This window comes from Roseovarius gaetbuli (genome assembly GCF_900172365.1).
GTDB lineage: Bacteria > Pseudomonadota > Alphaproteobacteria > Rhodobacterales > Rhodobacteraceae > Roseovarius > Roseovarius gaetbuli.
On record NZ_FWFJ01000043.1, the window covers coordinates 1 to 16566 of the forward strand.

At 61.4% G+C, this 16566-nt stretch carries 13 protein-coding genes; 7 read left to right on the top strand and 6 right to left on the bottom strand.

What is annotated here, in order from left to right; translation table 11 throughout:
• Positions 1-271 precede the first annotated feature (271 nt).
• The 3 genes from ROG8370_RS16240 to ROG8370_RS16250 are packed head-to-tail and all read right to left on the bottom strand — an operon-like array spanning position 272 to position 3685.
• Positions 272-913 carry a response regulator transcription factor gene (locus ROG8370_RS16240; RefSeq protein ID WP_139838189.1) on the bottom strand — a complete coding sequence of 214 codons (642 nt, stop codon included), beginning with the start codon at positions 911-913 and terminating at the stop codon, positions 272-274.
• Positions 914-915: 2 nt separating this feature from the next.
• Positions 916-2373, bottom strand: coding sequence for a cache domain-containing protein (locus ROG8370_RS16245; protein WP_085828222.1), 1458 nt, complete (start codon positions 2371-2373; stop codon positions 916-918).
• A 49-nt stretch (positions 2374-2422) separates the two neighbouring features.
• On the bottom strand, positions 2423-3685 hold the full coding sequence (locus ROG8370_RS16250; protein ID WP_085828223.1) for a SulP family inorganic anion transporter: 1263 nt from the start codon (positions 3683-3685) through the stop codon (positions 2423-2425).
• 233 nt (positions 3686-3918) lie between these two features.
• On the opposite strand from ROG8370_RS16250, the gene ROG8370_RS16255 reads away from it, so the two are divergent.
• From ROG8370_RS16255 to ROG8370_RS16275, 5 genes are all read left to right on the top strand, one after another.
• A complete protein-coding gene (locus tag ROG8370_RS16255; RefSeq protein WP_085828224.1) occupies positions 3919-5004 on the top strand; it encodes a TRAP transporter substrate-binding protein in 1086 nt (361 codons plus the stop codon).
• A gap of 111 nt (positions 5005-5115) precedes the next feature.
• A complete protein-coding gene (locus ROG8370_RS16260) occupies positions 5116-6006 on the top strand; it encodes a TRAP transporter small permease subunit (RefSeq protein ID WP_085828225.1) in 891 nt (296 codons plus the stop codon).
• A gap of 14 nt (positions 6007-6020) precedes the next feature.
• Positions 6021-8378 (top strand): TRAP transporter large permease, encoded by a 2358-nt coding sequence (locus ROG8370_RS16265; protein ID WP_085828226.1) that lies wholly within the window; start codon positions 6021-6023, stop codon positions 8376-8378.
• 196 nt (positions 8379-8574) lie between these two features.
• On the top strand, positions 8575-9291 hold the full coding sequence (locus tag ROG8370_RS16270) for a c-type cytochrome (protein WP_170925275.1): 717 nt from the start codon (positions 8575-8577) through the stop codon (positions 9289-9291).
• Between the two features lie 106 nt (positions 9292-9397).
• Positions 9398-9991: a NapC/NirT family cytochrome c gene (locus ROG8370_RS16275; RefSeq protein WP_085828247.1), complete on the top strand. Its 594-nt coding sequence runs from the start codon at positions 9398-9400 to the stop codon at positions 9989-9991.
• 73 nt (positions 9992-10064) lie between these two features.
• Here the strand turns inward: ROG8370_RS16275 and ROG8370_RS16280 are convergent, their stop codons facing one another.
• Together ROG8370_RS16280 and ROG8370_RS16285 are read right to left on the bottom strand one after the other, a co-directional pair.
• Positions 10065-11672, bottom strand: coding sequence for a peptide chain release factor 3 (locus tag ROG8370_RS16280; RefSeq protein WP_085828228.1), 1608 nt, complete (start codon positions 11670-11672; stop codon positions 10065-10067).
• A gap of 109 nt (positions 11673-11781) precedes the next feature.
• On the bottom strand, positions 11782-12795 hold the full coding sequence (locus ROG8370_RS16285; protein WP_085828229.1) for a Hint domain-containing protein: 1014 nt from the start codon (positions 12793-12795) through the stop codon (positions 11782-11784).
• Between the two features lie 221 nt (positions 12796-13016).
• On the opposite strand from ROG8370_RS16285, the gene ROG8370_RS16290 reads away from it, so the two are divergent.
• Together ROG8370_RS16290 and ROG8370_RS16295 are read left to right on the top strand one after the other, a co-directional pair.
• Complete coding sequence (locus ROG8370_RS16290) at positions 13017-13796, top strand: SDR family oxidoreductase (protein ID WP_085828230.1); 780 nt, start codon at positions 13017-13019, stop codon at positions 13794-13796.
• 150 nt (positions 13797-13946) lie between these two features.
• On the top strand, positions 13947-15317 hold the full coding sequence (locus tag ROG8370_RS16295) for an SLC5/6 family protein (protein WP_085828231.1): 1371 nt from the start codon (positions 13947-13949) through the stop codon (positions 15315-15317).
• Between the two features lie 86 nt (positions 15318-15403).
• Here ROG8370_RS16295 and ribA read toward each other — a convergent pair whose 3' ends face one another.
• Positions 15404-16495: a GTP cyclohydrolase II gene (gene ribA, locus ROG8370_RS16300; RefSeq protein WP_085828232.1), complete on the bottom strand. Its 1092-nt coding sequence runs from the start codon at positions 16493-16495 to the stop codon at positions 15404-15406.
• Positions 16496-16566: the final 71 nt, after the last annotated feature.

Genomic DNA, 16566 nt, shown 5'->3' on the forward strand with positions numbered 1-16566 from the left:
TTCTTGGCTAAATCTAAGCCGATCGTTGTAACTTGCATTGGGTGGCTCCTCTCGTAAGCGGTTCATAGCAACTGCACTATGGCGCATTGCGACGCCGGGTGATGCAGGAGCCATCCACCCCATCCGCGACGCAGACCTTTGGACATACCGCGATGACGGTCCGGTTTGGGTCAAAAAGGCTTGACGGTTGGGGCGCTCTTACCGGGCGCCGCCTCTTTAAAGGAGGCACAAAATTCACTGCATCGAGTCAAAGATGCGAGGCGTTCCACAGCTATAAAGACACGCCCGTGCCCTGCAAAACCCCGTGTTCCAGCGCATAGCGCGTGAGCCCGGCAGTCGATGAAATCCCGAGTTTGCGCTTGATGTTCTTGCGATGCGTTTCAACCGTGCGCACCGATATATCTAGCGCAACCCCGACTTCCTTGTTCGACTTGCCCTGCGCCAGTTGCAACAGGATCGTCTGTTCGCGGTTGGTCAGCTGTTCGCGCTCGCTGCTGTCATAGGGCGCGAGCGAGCCTTTTGCGCCGGTACACAGATAGCGTTGCCCGGCCATCACCGCGTCAATCGCGCGCTTGATTTCATCGGTCGGCACATCCTTGAGAACATAGCCCGCCGCGCCATGGCTGAGCGCGCTGGTGATATATTCGGGGCTGTCGTGCATCGACAGGATAAGAATGCGGGTCTCGGGGCGGCGCTCAAGGATGATCTCGGTGGTGCTAAGCCCGCCGATCCCCGGCATGTTGAGATCAAGCAGGATCACATCGGGATCAAGCGCGCCGACCTGTTCAATGATCGCGTGACCGCTGGCAAGGGTGGCGATCACCTCGACATCGTCATAGCTTTCAAGGATCGACTGAATGCCTTCGGCGACCATCGGGTGATCATCCACGATTGCGATACGAATGCGGGTCATTGTCATGCGCGTGCCTTTGTTTTTGGATCGGAAAGGGGGGCGGCATCCGGCATGGGATCAGAGCGGCCCTGCGGTTGCAAAAGGTGGGTCAGCGGTACGTTGGCCTCGATCACGGTGCCGGATTTCGACGAGATCACCCGCAGGACCCCGTCAAGCTGTTCGATGCGCTCCTGCATGTTGCGCAGGCCCAGCCCGCTATTGGGGGTCTGATCGGTCTTGGCGTGGTCAAGCCCACAGCCGTTGTCGGAAATCCGCAACGTGGCCCCATCTGCATGGCCGCGCACGTCGATCTTGACCTCGCTGGCGCCGGAATGGCGCTCGATATTGGTCAGCGCCTCTTGCGCGACGCGGTAAAGTGCGATCTTGGCCTCGTCATCAAGGCGGTTGCGGAACACCACGGTGTTGAACTTTGTCCTGATGCCGGTGCGCGCGCTGAACCCCTCGGAGAGCGCCTTGATCGCGGGGCCAAGGCCAAGATCGTCAAGCACGCCGGGGCGCAAATCGCGGCTGATGCGGCGGACCTCTTGAATGGCGCCCGAGAGGTGGGTGATGCCCCGGTCAAGCGTGTCTCCCGCGCGGGTGTCGCCCGCCGCCAGCCGCCGCTTGGCCGTATCAAGCGCATAGCGCACGCCGACCAGGATCTGGCTGATGCCGTCATGCAATTCACGCGCCACGCGGCCGCGCTCTTCTTCCTGGGCGTCAAACACCCGCTGGGTCAGTTTCTTGAGCTTGGCATCGGCCAGACGGCGTTCGCGGATGTTGATGAACAATCCCGACACGAAGACCAGCAACAGCGCCGCCAGCATTGCCGCGCCGATATAGAGAAAGGTCTTTTGCACCCGGTCCTCGACCTTTTCGCGCGAGGCCGAGACCGCCGCGACCACATCGTCGATGAACACGCCGGTGCCGACCGCCCACCGCCAATCCTGAAGCCCGATGACATAGGTCACCATGCGGGCGCGCTCGCCGCTGCTTGGTTTGCGCCACTCATAGCTGTGATAGCCCCCGCCGGACCGCGCCAGCCGGATAAGTTCGTCGGTGATCGGCGCGCCGCTCGGATCTTCGAGCCCGGTCCAGTTGCGCCCGATCAGATCGGTGTTGCGCGGGCTGACAAGGTTGTTGCCGTCATAGTCGAACACGAAGAAATAGCCGTCCTGCCCGTAAAGCATGCCCGACAGGATCTGGCTGACCTGAAGCATCGCGGCCTCGTCATCCGGCGCGGCGCGGCCATAGATATTCACGAAAGCGGTGCGCGCGATCGACAGGTAATTGCGCAGCTCGGCGCGCTTGGCCTCGATCAACTGGGCCTCTAGCGTTTCGATCTCGCGCTCGGCCAGTTGGCGCGATTGCAGCGTCACCACCACCGAAATCGCCACCGCCGTCAGGATCAGTGGCAGCGTCGCCACCAGAAAAAGCTTTTGGCCGTAATTCAGCCGGAAAGAGGTGAACAAGCGGATCATGGCAAAGCGATACGTCGAAATCGCCGTGATATCCAGCGTTTCGGCGGCATCAGGCGTCGGGCGGTGTCCAGTCGGCCTCGGGGGCGTGGCGCTTGCGCAGGCGCAGCGCAAGCCCAAGCGCCACCCCGACGCCAATCGCCACCGTCAGGTCGGCCAGCACCGTCAAGACCAGCGTCAGAAGAAGCAACACCTTGTCCGACGTCGGCTCGGCCATGTAGCCCCGCCATTTATGCGGCTCGCTCATGTTCCAGGCGGTCAAAAGCAACAGCCCCGCCAGGGCCGACATTGCGAAATAGCCCGCCAGCGGCGCCACCAGAAGCATCACCAAAAGAATGGTCAGCGCATGGATCATCCCCGCCACCGGGGTCCGGCCGCCGGCGCGTACATTGGTGGCGGTGCGCGCAATCGCCCCGGTCGCAGGCATCCCGCCAAACAGCGCCGAGCCGATATTGGCCACGCCATTGGCCAGCACCTCGGCGTTGGGGCGGTATTTCCCGCCGGTCATCCGGTCGGCGACGGCGGCGGACAAAAGCGATTCCACCCCGGCGAGAAAGGCGATGACCATGGCCGAGGGCAAGAGCGTCATCACCCGATCAAAGCTTAGCTCGGGCAGTCCCGGCATCGGCAAGGTCGAGGGCAGCGCGCCAAAGCGCGAATAGAGCGTATCGACCGGCAGCACCCAGACCGCCACCGCCGCCGAGGTCACCCCGACCGCCAGGATAAGCCCCGGATAGCGCGGCGCCGCGCGCCGCAGCCCCACGATCAGCACCATCGTCGCCAAGCCGATCGCAAGGGCCATGCCGCTAAAGCTCTCGCGTGCCTCCCAGAGGGCGGTGATTTTCTCAAGGAATTCGCCGGGCAGGGCGCCGGTCTCAAGGCCAAAGAGATCGCGCAATTGGCTGGTGGCGATGATGATGGCGATGCCGATGGTAAAACCGTTGATCACCGCCTCGGGGATATGGCGCACAAGGCTGCCGGCGCGCAGATACCCGGCAATCATCAGGATCACCCCCGCCATCAAGGTCGCCAGCACAAGCCCGTCATAGCCAAACTCGGCAATCACGCCGTAGACCACCACGATGAAGGCCCCGGTCGGCCCGCCGATCTGAACCCGGCTTCCGCCGAGGGCCGAAATCAGGAAACCGCCGACAATCGCCGTGATCAGCCCCGCGCCCGGCTCGGCCCCCGAGGCGATGGCGATGGCGATGCTCAGCGGCAGCGCCACCATGGCGACGCTGATGCCGGCAAAAAGGTCGGCCTGAAACAACCGGGTGCTATAGCCGGGCAGGGTGGTCAGAATTTTGGGTTTCATGGCGCAACTCAACACCCGCCGCCCGGCGGCTTCAAGAGCAAATTGGCCATTTGCGGCGCTGCGGCGTTCACATTGCTGCGCGGGCGATACCGAAATTTCTGCTCTAAATGCGTTATATACGCAGTAGTCGGTATTTTCTGATTGAATGTGCGGCTCTAAGGTCGGCACACTTCAAGTGATCCGCTGAGGGGCGCAAACGCCCCGAGCATCCAAATAATGGGGAGGAAAACCATATGGATCGTCGTTCTTTTCTGAAAAATACCGCTCTTGGTGGCGGTGCCGCCGTTGCCACATCGGCCCTGGCCGCACCGGCCTATGCGCAGGGCAAGCGCACGCTGACCATGGTCACCACATGGGGCCGCGGCCTTGCAGGCGTGTTTGACGCCGCACAGCGCGTTGCCGACAACATCAACGGCATGGCCGATGGCGATCTGACCATCGAAGTCAAAGGTGCCGGCGAACTTGTGGGTGCCTTCGAGGTCTTTGACGCCGTGACCGCCGGTCAGGCCGATATGTACCACGGCGCCGACTATTACTTCGTGGGTCAGCACCCGTCCTATGCCTTCTTCACCTCGGTGCCCTTCGGCATGACCGCGCAAGAGCTGGTGAACTGGTATTACCACGGCGATGGCGCCGCAATCCACGACGAGCTTGGCCAGATCTTTGGCCTGAAATCCTTTCTTGCGGGCAACACCGGCGCGCAGGCGGGTGGCTGGTATTCGAAAGAAATCAACGGCCCCGAAGATTTCAACGGTCTCAAGTTCCGCATGCCCGGTCTTGGCGGCAAGGCGCTTGGAAAACTGGGCGCCAGCGTTCAGAACATTCCCGGCGCCGAGGTTTATCAGGCGCTTGCCAGCGGCGCGATTGACGGCACCGAGTGGATCGGCCCCTGGGCGGACGAAAAGGCCGGTTTCCAGGAAATCACCAAGTTCTACTACACCGCCGGCTTCCACGAGCCGGGCGCGGGCCTGTCGATCGGCATGAACCGTGAAGTCTTCGAAAGCCTGAGCCCTGCCCAGCAGAAGATGGTTGAAATCGGCTGTGCCGAAGCGCACCAGTGGAACCTGGCGCAATTCCTGTCCAACAACGGTGCGGCGCTTCAGCGTCTGCAGTCCAATGGCGTCAAAACCCTGGAATTCCCCGATAGCGTCTGGGATGCCTTCGGCGAAGCCTCGAACGCCGTGCATCAGGAAAACATGGGCGACGAGCTTTATAAGCGCACCTATGACAGCTACACCGCTTCGCTGAAATCGTCCTCGGGCTGGATCAAGAAATCCGATGGCGTCTATACCGCACAGCGCGACCGGGTTCTGGGCTAAATCCCCTTTACGACCTTGAAGATGGCGGGCCCCGGTTGTTTCCGGGGCCTGTCACCACGCAAATAAAACAGGCGACCCGGACCTGAAAAACCGGGCAAAGGGGGGGAAGAGATGCTGGACGCAATCCTCTGGGTATTCCAGAACATCGCCATGGCCTTTTACAATCTGGGCTATGCCGTCAGCCATCCACAGCTTTGGCTGGACTGGTCGGACAAACAGGCCATCATGCGGGTGGTCTATTACGGCGGCTCGGTCGATTTTTTCTTTGTGATCTTTACCACATTCCTGGTCCTGACCGGGATCGGACTCTGGAAGAACAGCTTTATGTGGGGTCTCGTGCGCGGGCTTGAGGGCTTTGCCAATACGGTGGGGCGCTTTGCCGCCTGGGCCGGGCTTATCATGGTGATCCAGCAGATCATCATCGTCTTTATCCAACGCATCTTCGCGCGCCCCGACCTTGTGATCGGCTTTGGTATCCCGCTTCAGTTCGACGTGAGCTGGTATTCCGAAGAACTCAAGCTTTACAATGCGTTGATCGTCACTCTTTGTGCGACTTATACCTTTGTTCAGGGCGGGCATGTGCGGGTTGACCTGGTCTATTCCGCCGTCGGGCACAGGGCCAAGCGGGTGATCGACATGGTTGGCTCGCTGATCTTCATGATGCCGATGGCGGTGCTGACCTGGATGTATGGCTGGTATTTCATGTGGCGCCATTTGATCGTGCCGAACCCCTCGGCAAGCGACACGCTTGACCGGCTGTTGATGAAATCGCGCGCCCTGCGCTGGAACGTGGAAACCATCGGCTTTAGCCCGAATGGCTTTAACGGTTACTTCCTGTTCAAGGTGCTGCTGATCTCATTCGCCGGCATGGTTTTCCTGCATGCGATGGCATTTTTCTGGCGCTCTTATCTGGAGTTCAAGGAAGGCCCGGAGAGCGCGAATAAATACCTCGACAAGGACACGCTTGGCGCAGGTGAAGAAGCCTATGAAGGCACACATTAAAGGGGCAGGGCACAATGCTATTCGGACTTGACGGCGTCGAGATCGGCCTGATCATCGTATTTCTTTGCCTCTTCGGGGGTATTCTGTCCGGCTTTCCGGTGGCCTTTGCCATCGGCGGGGCCGGGATCATCTCTTTCGGGATCATTGCCGCGCTCGACACGGCGGGCATCCTGATCCACCAAGCCATCGACACCGGCAGCGAGGCCTATAACGCCATCGTCGCCAGCGGGGTGCGCGCCGATGCGATATCGGTGTTCCGCTATCCCGATCTGCCGCGCATTGCGCAGCCGGTGTTTGAACGTGGCTGGGAAGTGGCGCTTGATCGCAACGTGTCCTTCATCGTCAACCGGATCAACGAACGCGTGCTTGCGGGCGCCTCGATCGAGACGCTTCTGGCGGTTTTGATGTTCGTGATGATGGGCATCACGCTGGAACGCTCAAAGATTGCCAATGACCTTTTGACCACCATGGCGCGGGTGTTTGGCCCGCTTCCGGGCGGTTTGGCGGTTTCGGTTGTGGTCGTCGGCGCGTTTCTTGCCGCCTCGACCGGGATCGTGGGCGCCACCGTGGTGACCATGGGCCTCTTGAGCCTGCCGACCATGCTGCGCGCGGGCTATAGCCCGCAGATCGCCACCGGCGTGATCGCGGCGGCCGGCACCCTGGGACAGATCATTCCGCCCTCTATCGTGATCGTGCTTTTGGGCACGCTGGCGGGCGATCTTTACTCGGTCGCACAGGAAAACCGCGCGCTGTCGGTCGGGTGTAGCGATGCCCTGACCTATCTTGGCGAACCGGCGGTTGTCTCGGTCGGCACGCTGTTTCAGGCAGCGCTTTTGCCGGGCATCCTTCTGGCGCTGCTCTACGCGCTTTATGCCTTTGGCTATGCCCTCGTGAACCCGTCCAAGGCGCCCGCAGTACAGATGGCGAGCGGCACGCGCGGCGAGGTGATCACCCGCAGCGAAAGCTTTACCTGGTTTCTCGGGGTGCCAATCGCGCTGATTGCCGGGGTCATGCTGTTGTCCTCGCTCGGGATTGTCGGCTCGCAGAACCTTATCGTCGACAGCTTTACCGATCAGGGGCAGAACGCATCCCTGCGCACCAATGTCGGGCCTGACTGTCAGGCGGCGATGATCGAGCTGCACGGCCAGGAGGCCTGGGATATCGCAGTGGCCGAAACCGCCGCCATCGACGCCGCTGGCGGGGTCGAGCAAAGCGTGCGCCTGAGCCCCGAAGAGATCACCGCGCTCATTGCCGAGAAAGAGGCCGACGCGGCCCCGGTCGGCACCGGCGTGGCGACGATCCTTGTCATTCTCGGGCTGGTCTTGGCAGTGGCGCGGGGCGTCAAACCCTCGGCCAGTGCGGCGCCACTCCTGATTGGCGCACTCGGGATCGTTCTGGCCTTGCTGGTGGATATCCTGCTGATCGCGCCGTCAAACAGCGCCGGGGCGACGGTCCTGATGCTGGCGATCCCGCTGGCACTGGCGCTTTACGGCTGTGCCCATGGCGCCGTTCGCATGGCCCAGAACGAGATCATTCGCGTGGTCTTTCCGCCGCTTGTGCTTATCGTGGCGGTCTTGGGTTCGATCCTTGGCGGGATCACCAACCCGACCCCGGCGGCCGGCCTTGGCGCGGGCGGGGCTATCATGCTTGCGGCCTATCGCAAGCTGCGTGATCAGGATCGCTCGCCCAAGATCATCATTCTGGCCACGCTGGCCGTGGTGATTGCGATCCTGATGGGCATCAACTTTGACCTGCGCATCAATCAGGGCGGCGTCAGCTTTGAATCCTGGGTGGCCTTCTTTGTCGCCTACGCGGCCTATCTCTATGCCGCCTTCGGTCTCTTGTTCGGCTGTTGGGTGCTTTACACCGGCGGGGTTCTGACCCCGATCGTGCGCGAAACGGCCAAGGTGACAAGCATGGTCTTCACCATCCTCATCGGCTCGCAGCTGTTGAACCTCGTGGTGATCAGCTTTGGCGGCGAGCACTACATTCAGGAATTCCTCAAGAGCTTTGACAACGAGTTCAAGGTTTTCCTGATCGTGATGCTGGTGCTCTTCGTGCTGGGCTTTGTTCTTGATTTCCTTGAGATCATTTACATCGTGATCCCCATCGTGGGCCCGGTGATCTATGGCGGCACCTTCGATCCCAAATGGGTGACGATCATGATCGCGGTGAATCTGCAAACCAGCTTTCTCACGCCGCCCTTTGGCTTTGCCCTGTTCTATCTGCGCGGCGTGGCACCGAAAGAGGTCACGACCGGCCATATCTATCGCGGTGTGTTCCCCTTCGTTCTGATCCAGGTGCTCGGGTTGGCGATCCTCTGGTTCTTTCCGTCGATTGTCACCATCGTGCCGGCCCTCATGCCAAACTAGGCCGGTCAGGGGAGAGAGACGACGAAACGCCGGGGCATCGCCTCGGCGTTTTGCATGTCTCAGTCGCGCGAATGCCTCGCATTGGCGGGCCACGCAATGACATGGATCAAGGCCGTCAGGGGCGCGCGGGTGTTGAGTGATATTGGGGCGTTCCGGATTTATCAAGGCGTCGCCTCGATTTTCGAGGAGGATTATGATGACCACTCAGATTACAAAACCACTGGCGGGCACGGCGCTTCTTGCCGGGGCACTGGCACTTTTAAGCGCATCCTTTGCCTATGCGGCCGATCAGGGATCGGTGGCGCGCGGCGGGCGGCTTTATGACAAGTGGTACGCCGAAACCAAACAAGAGGCGCCCAAGGAGTCGCACAAGCTTTATCCCGCTGACGGCAAATACGCCGAAAAGGCAGGCACCAACTGGCGCTGTAAGGAGTGTCACGGCTGGGACGGCAACGGCGTTGACGGGGCCTATAACGCGGGCAAGCATTTCACCGGCATCAAGGGTGTCAACGGCATGCAGAACGGCGACCCCGCAGCGGTGGTCGCGGTCCTGACCGGCGATGCGCATGGCTATGGCGATTACCTCTCCGAGACCGACCTGAGCGATCTGGCGAATTTCGTGGTGCATGGTGAATACGGCTATTCCGCCTATGTCAGCGAGGGCAAGATCACCGGCGACGCAGAGCGCGGTGGTCAGGTCTATCGCACGGTCTGTTCCAAGTGCCATGGCGACGAGGGCAAGTTGCCCAAGGAAATGCCGCCGCTGGCCTCTCTGGTCGGCAACCCCTGGGAGGTGATGCACAAGATCCTCAACGGTCAGCCGAATGAATCGATGCCGGGGCTGCGTGCCTTTGATCATCTGATTTCGGCCGATGTGATCGCCTATATCGCCGCCGAATTGCCGCCGGAGTAGGGCGCAAGACACCAACACGGGGCGCGTGGCAAAGGATGTGTCGCGCGCCTGTTTTGTCCCAGTGGTTTTGTCCCAGTGGTTTTGTCCCGGTGAAGGAGTGGCGCAGATGCTGCGATTGTTAAGTGGCCTATGGGGCTGGTTTACCCGGCCCAGTATCTTGCTTGGTCAGGGCGTTCTCTATGGAATTGGCGGCATCGGCGGGATCATCCTCTGGGGTGGGTTTCACACCGCGATGGAGGCGACCAACACGCTGGAGTTCTGCGTGTCCTGTCACGAGATGCGCGACACGGTTTACGAAGAGTACAAGACCTCGGTGCATTACAAGAATGCCTCTGGCGTGCGCGCCAAGTGCTCGGATTGTCACGTGCCCCACGCCTGGGGGCCCAAGGTCGTGCGCAAGATCCAGGCCACGAACGAGGTCTGGCATACCCTGCGCGGCACCATCAACACGCCTGAAAAGTTCGAAGCCAAGCGCGCCGAACTGGCTGCGCATGTCTGGGAGGTGATGAAGGAAACCGATTCACGCGAATGCCGCAATTGCCATAGCTTCGAGGCGATGGATTTCACCAAGCAATCGCGCCGCGCCGTCGAGAAAATGGAAGTGGTCGCCCAGACCGGCCATTCGCCCGACGGCAGCACCTGCATTGATTGCCACAAGGGCATTGCACACAAATTACCCAAGGTGGAGCGCGACGACTAGCGCCGCGCTAGAGCATGTTGCTCAAAAGTGGGAACCGGTTCTGAGCGTCTCGAACATGCGACATTAACAGGCTTTAGACCATCATTTCCTTGGTCGAGGTCAGCGTGACATCAGGATAATCGCGCTCGACCCGGTCGATATCCCACTGCATCCGCGTCAGGTACACAACGTCGCCGTCATTGTCGCGCGCGATGTGCTGCTTGTTGGCCTCGGTGAATTTATCGACCGCCGCCTTGGGGCCATTGACCCAGCGTGCCGAGGTGAACTGAGAATTCTCGAACCGTACTGGCAGGCCGTATTCCTGTTCGATCCGGCTGGCCAGCACCTCGAATTGCAAGGCCCCCACGACGCCAACAATAAAGCCAGAGCCAAAGGCCGGTTTGAACACCTTGGCGGCGCCCTCTTCGGCGAATTGCATCAGCGCCTTTTCCAGGTGCTTGGCCTTCATCGGATCGCCCGCGCGGGCCTGTTGCAGCAACTCGGGTGCAAACGACGGGATGCCGGTCACGCGCAGGTCTTCGCCCTCGGTCAGCGTGTCGCCGATGCGCAATTGGCCGTGGTTGGGAATGCCGATGATATCCCCGGCCCAGGCCTCTTCGGCCAGCTCGCGGTCAGAGGCGAGAAACAGCACCGGCGCGGTCACTGTCATCGGTTTTTTGCTACGCACATGGGTGAGCTTCATGCCACGCTTGAAGTGCCCCGAGGCAAGACGCACAAAGGCGACCCGGTCGCGGTGGCGCGGGTCCATATTGGCCTGAACCTTGAAGACAAAGCCGGTGACCTTGGTTTCCTCGGGCGCAATCTCTCGCGGGGTGGCCTTTTGCACCTGCGGCTCGGGGCCGAATTCCGCGATCCCGGTCATCAATTCCTTGACCCCGAACGAATTGATCGCAGAGCCGAACCAGATCGGCGTCATATGCCCCTCAAGCACCGACTGCGGGTCGAGAGCGGGCAAAAGCTCTCGTGCCATCGCCACCTCTTCGCGCAACTGCGCCACAAGGTTTGCGGGTACGTTTTCATCAAGGCGCGGATCATCCAGCCCGTCGATCTCGATGGATTGGGCCACCTTGTTGCGATCGGCGCGATCCATCAGCTCAAGGCGATCATGCAGCATGTCGTAACAGCCCATGAAATCGCGCCCGACCCCGATAGGCCAGCTCGCCGGGGTCACGTCGATTGCAAGGTTTTCCTGAATTTCGTCGATGATATCAAAGGTGTCCCGGCTTTCGCGGTCCATCTTGTTACAAAAGGTCAGGATCGGCAGGTCGCGCAAACGGCAGACCTCGAACAGCTTCTGGGTCTGGCTTTCCACACCCTTGGCGCCGTCAATCACCATGACGGCCGCATCGACCGCCGTCAGCGTGCGATAGGTATCTTCCGAGAAATCCGAGTGGCCCGGTGTGTCGACAAGGTTAAAGCGGAAGGGGCCGAAATCAAAGGACATCGCCGAGGCCGAAACCGAAATGCCGCGATCCTTTTCCATCTGCATGAAGTCCGAGCGCGTGCGACGGGCCTCGCCTTTGGCGCGCACCTGTCCGGCCATCTGAATGGCGCCCCCATAAAGAAGAAACTTCTCCGTCAGGGTGGTTTTGCCGGCATCCGGGTGCGAAATGATCGCAAAGGTGCGGCGCCGGGCAATTTCTGCCGGCAGATCGGGGCGGTTTGAGGCGGTGTCTAACATGACCGCGCATATAGAGCGCCAATGAGAAGGGCGCAATAAGGCTGTGGCAGAGGGGCATTTTCTTAGCGAAGAAAATGATCCAGAAAATTCGGAGAATTTTCTGGGGCGGTTACCGCGTCGAGGCCCGTTTCAAAATTTCCGCCGCGTCGGGGTGGTCAAGCAGGGCTTGGCCAACTTCGAACTCCATGTGCGGGCGCGCGCTGTGGCCGCTGCCCCCTGTTGTCAGCGCCTCGCCGAGATCGGCGGGCAGCGCGGCGCGCGTGCGCGGATCGACAAGCAGGGTTTCGGCGGCGATGCCTTCGGCATAGATGATCTGATGCGCATCAAACAGGATCTGGAAGTAATCCACGAAGCCACCGGAGTCGCGCAGCACGCTATCGCCGTTCACAAGGTGGCGCGCGCGCACCAGAACCTCGTGACGCCCTGCGCCAAGCGCGTCAGAGCGTTGATAGATGAACAAGCGGTGATCGGGGCTGACCAAAAGGTCGTTTTCGTTGTGCAACGCACCTGCGCGAATGCGGATCGGGGCGAAGTCGCCGACCGCGCGCACGGTGGATTGACCGATCCAGCGGATCGCCTGCGGGCCATCGTCGCGGGTCAGTACCATGTCGCCAAGCGCGAGGTTTTCGACCCGGCGCTGTGCGCCCGAGGCCAGCGTGATATGCGTGCCGCGCGAAAACGACACACAGGCCACCTGTGCAAACTTCTGCAAGGGCGTGTCACGATCCACCCCGACAAGCGCATAGCCGGTCTTGGGGGCCATATGCGCCAGCGGCATGGCATAGATATCCGCCACATCCCCCGCGCCATCGACCTCGACCAGCACCAGCAATTCGCTGGTGCGACCGGTGCCCGACATCAGCGTCAGGCAGGAATCAAGATGCAGGTGAGAGCCGGGCGTGCCAAGCTCCGTGTCCGGGGCGATAATGAACGGTCCGGGTCCGTCGAGCGTCAGCGACAGGCGGTACTGGCGCGCCTGCGCGCGCAGCTCGTAAACGTCGTCAAGGTCAAGCTCAGTGGCAAAAGACAAGGCATCGCCAAGATTGGCCCCGCTCACAACGCGCAGATCAACCGCCTGAAAGACAGGGACGGATTGCGCGGGGCGGGGGCTGGTCTTGGTCATTCAAATCGGCCGATATCAAAGGGGTGGGCAGGAAACGCTCTGCCTTGCAGCATAACTTAGAATTATGGCAGCATATGGTCAATGAGGAGGACATTCTGGTCCGTGTCAGCATCGAAATGGGGCATGGCGGGTCTCCGTCGTGGGGGGCGCAATTGGCATTTGTCTGGTCATTCTAATCCGGGCAGTGTTAATTCCGGGTTGAAACAACACGGAGGTGCGACATGGACTTGGGGATTAAAGGCAAACGGGCGTTGGTATGTGCGTCGTCCAAGGGTCTCGGGCTTGGCTGTGCGCGGGCATTGGCCGAGGCTGGGGTGAACCTGGTGATGAACGCCCGCGGCGCCGAGGCGCTTGAGGCATCAGCGGCGGCGATCCGCGCCGATTTTGGCGTTGAGGTTGTGACCGTGGCGGCCGATGTCACCACTGAGGAGGGGCGTGCGCGCCTGCTCGAGGCCGCGAGCGGCGTCGATATCCTGGTCAACAACGCCGGTGGTCCGCCGCCGGGCATGTGGACCGATTGGGAGCGCGAGGATTTCATCAAGGCGCTGGATGCCAACATGCTGACGCCGATTGCCCTGATCAAGGCGCTGGTGCCGGGCATGATGGAGCGCGGCTGGGGCCGGGTGGTGAATATTACCTCGCAATCCGTCAAGGCGCCGATTGCCGTGCTCGGCCTGTCCAACAGCGCGCGCGCAGGCCTTACCGGCTATGTCGCGGGCACCTCGCGCCAGGTTGCGGGCAAGGGCGTGACGATCAACAACATGCTGCCCGGCATCCATGCCACCGACCGCGCGGTCTCGCTTGATAAGGGCGTCACCGAGGCGCAGGGCATCTCGATGGAAGAGGCCAAGGCGCAACGCTGCGCGGGCATCCCGGTCGGTCGCTATGGCACCATCGAGGAGTTCGGCGCGACCTGTGCCTTCCTGTGCAGCACGCATGCCGGCTTTATCGTCGGGCAGAATATCCTGCTGGATGGCGGCGGCGTGAACGCTACGCTGTAAACAGCGACTGAAAGCTGCTCCTGTCCGGTCCCCGGGCAGGAGGTATGGAAACCAATTCACAAATTCGTAGGTCGTGATGTTTCGTGTGGTTTCGCCTGCGGGCGGCTGCTAGGCAAATCGTAAACAACGCGAAACGGGGACGGATCTAAAATGCAAGCTATGGTCATTATAGGGCTTTTCGGACTGGTGGTTGCCGCGAGCCTTGTCGTGTCGCCACGTCGCGCCACGATTGAAGGCTTCTTTAGCGGCACCGGTCAGGACGGCCGCGCACCGGGGTTGATGGTTCTGGTGCTAAGCCAGGTCACCACTTGGATTTTCGCGCGCTCGTTGATGAACTCGGCGATCCTTGGCTATTTCTACGGCATTTGGGGCACGCTGGCCTATGCGGCCTATTACGCGTCTTTCCTGACTGGCGGTTTCATTGTCGATCGCTTGCGGGCCGGGGGCGCGCGTTCGGTTCAGGACTGGCTTGGCGACCGGTTCGGCGGCCTTGGCGTGGCCTGTTACAACTTGGTGATCGGTCTGCGGCTTTTGTCCGAAGTCTTTGCCAATCTGCTGGTGGTCGGGCTGATTTTTGCCGCCGCCTTGCCCGAGGTCGACATGGCACGCGAAGGTGCGATCCTTGTCGTCGCGGTGCTCGGGCTGGCCTATAGCGCCTGGGGGGGGCTAAGTGCGGCGCTGCGCACGGATGTGTTGCAGATGTTGGTCTTTCTCGGCGTCTTTGCCGCTGCCTTTCTGGCGCTGGTGCTGAGCCCCGGCTTTGATCTTGGGGCGGTGCTGACATCAAAGGGCACATCGGGGTCGTGGAACGGTCAGGTGCTTTTGCTGGTTGCGTTGCTTCAGGTGTTTTCCTACCCGGCGCATGATCCTGTGATGATGGATCGCGGCTTTCTCGCAGATCCGGCGACAACGCGGCGTTCGTTCCTGCATGCCTTCTGGATTTCGACGCTTTGCATCATCGGGTTCGGTTTTTTCGGCATTCAGGCGGCGCTTGTGGGCGCGGAATACGAAGGCCAGCTGATCGGCACATGGGCGGGTATGTTTCCGCCCTGGCTGTTCGTGGCGCTTTTGGTGTCGCTGTTGATCTCGGCACTTAGCACGCTGGATTCGGCGCTTGCCAGTGCCGCGCGCCTTGTGGTCGACGAGCTGCGGCTTAGGCCGCGCACCCTTGGCGGCGGGCGCGCCGCGATGGTGGTGTTCATGGTGCTCGGCACGCTTCTGACGCTTTGGGACAATCAGACGCTGTTTGATGCCACTGCCGTCAGCGGCACGGCGAGCATGTTCCTGACGCCGGTGCTCGTGGTCGGGCTTGCGATGCGCCGCGAGATTGCGCTTTGGGCCTATGTTGTGGCCTTTGGCGCCGCGATGCTTGGGGCCGCGGCCTATTTCGCGCGCGGTTCGCAGTTTGTAGCGGCGATCCTGCCGGAGGGGCATAAGTACGAACAGCTTCTGGCGATTTGCGTGGTTGTGCTTGTGGTTGGTTTTGCGGCCGTGATCGCAGGCGCGCGGCGGCGCGCCTGAGGTTTTTGACGGGCAGGGGCGCGCTCCTCAGGCCTGACAGGCTGCCTCGCGAGGCACACCGCAAGCTGTGAAGAGCCGCGCGGATGTCAGAGCAGATGCCCCGATTTCGCGGCCTTGGTGGCCAGATAGGCGTGGTTATGCGCGTTTTCGCCCAGCTTGAGCGGCACCCGCTCGACCACGTCGATCCCGTTCTGGCGCATCATCTCGATCTTGGCGGGGTTGTTGGTCAAAAGCCGCACGGCAGAAAACCCCATCAGCGTCAGGATCTGCGCGCCGATCCGGAAATCGCGCTCGTCATCTTCAAAGCCAAGCCGGTGATTGGCCTCGACCGTGTCAAAGCCCTGATCCTGAAGCGAGTAGGCGCGCATCTTGTTGGCAAGGCCAATCCCGCGCCCCTCTTGATTTAGATAGAGCAGCACGCCGACCCCTTCGGCGCCCATCTGCGCCAGGGCGCCGCGCAATTGCGGGCCGCAATCGCACTTGAGGCTGCCCATCAGGTCGCCGGTGAAACAGGCCGAATGCAAGCGCGCAAGCACCGCGCTGTCGCGCGGCGGCTGGCCGATCTCGATGGCGTAATGCTCTTCGCCGCCATCTTCGGGGCGAAAGATGTGCAACCGTCCGGCCTCGGACACATCAAGCGGCAAACGCGCACTGACCACCGGATGCAGCGGGCTGGAGCGCATGAGATGCGGCGCGGCCGTCACCGCAGCGACCTGTGTCAGCCCGTGTTCGATCGCAAATCCCGCACCGCCCGTCAGAGGCAACACAAGGGCGGCCGGCAAAAGCCGCGCGGATTTCACAAGCTGCAAGGCGATGCGGTGCAAATCGGCGGCGCCATCGCGTTCGGATGCAAGCGGGCCTTTCATCGGGGTTTTGAGATCATCCGCCGGATCGGCCAGCGCCAAAACCCAGGACAAGCCCGCATCGGGTGGCAGGATCACCCGCGCCAGATCACCGTCATAGGCGCGCGCCTTGAGGGTCTCGGCACGTCGCGCGGTGATCGCCAGAACCGGCTTGCCGCCAAGCGCGCGCAGATCGGCGAGGCGTTGCGCATCCACCGTTTCCGCCGCCATTACCAGAGCGGCCCCCTCTGGCCCCGAAATCACCACGGGCACCCCCATCCGGAGATCGGCACGGGCGCGGGCTATAATCTCGGTGATGTCAGGGGCGAGGGTCATGGCGAGTCTTTCCGGTAGCAATCAGCTTTATGTAGGTGGTTTTGTAATGAATTGAAAGAAACGCTCTCGTA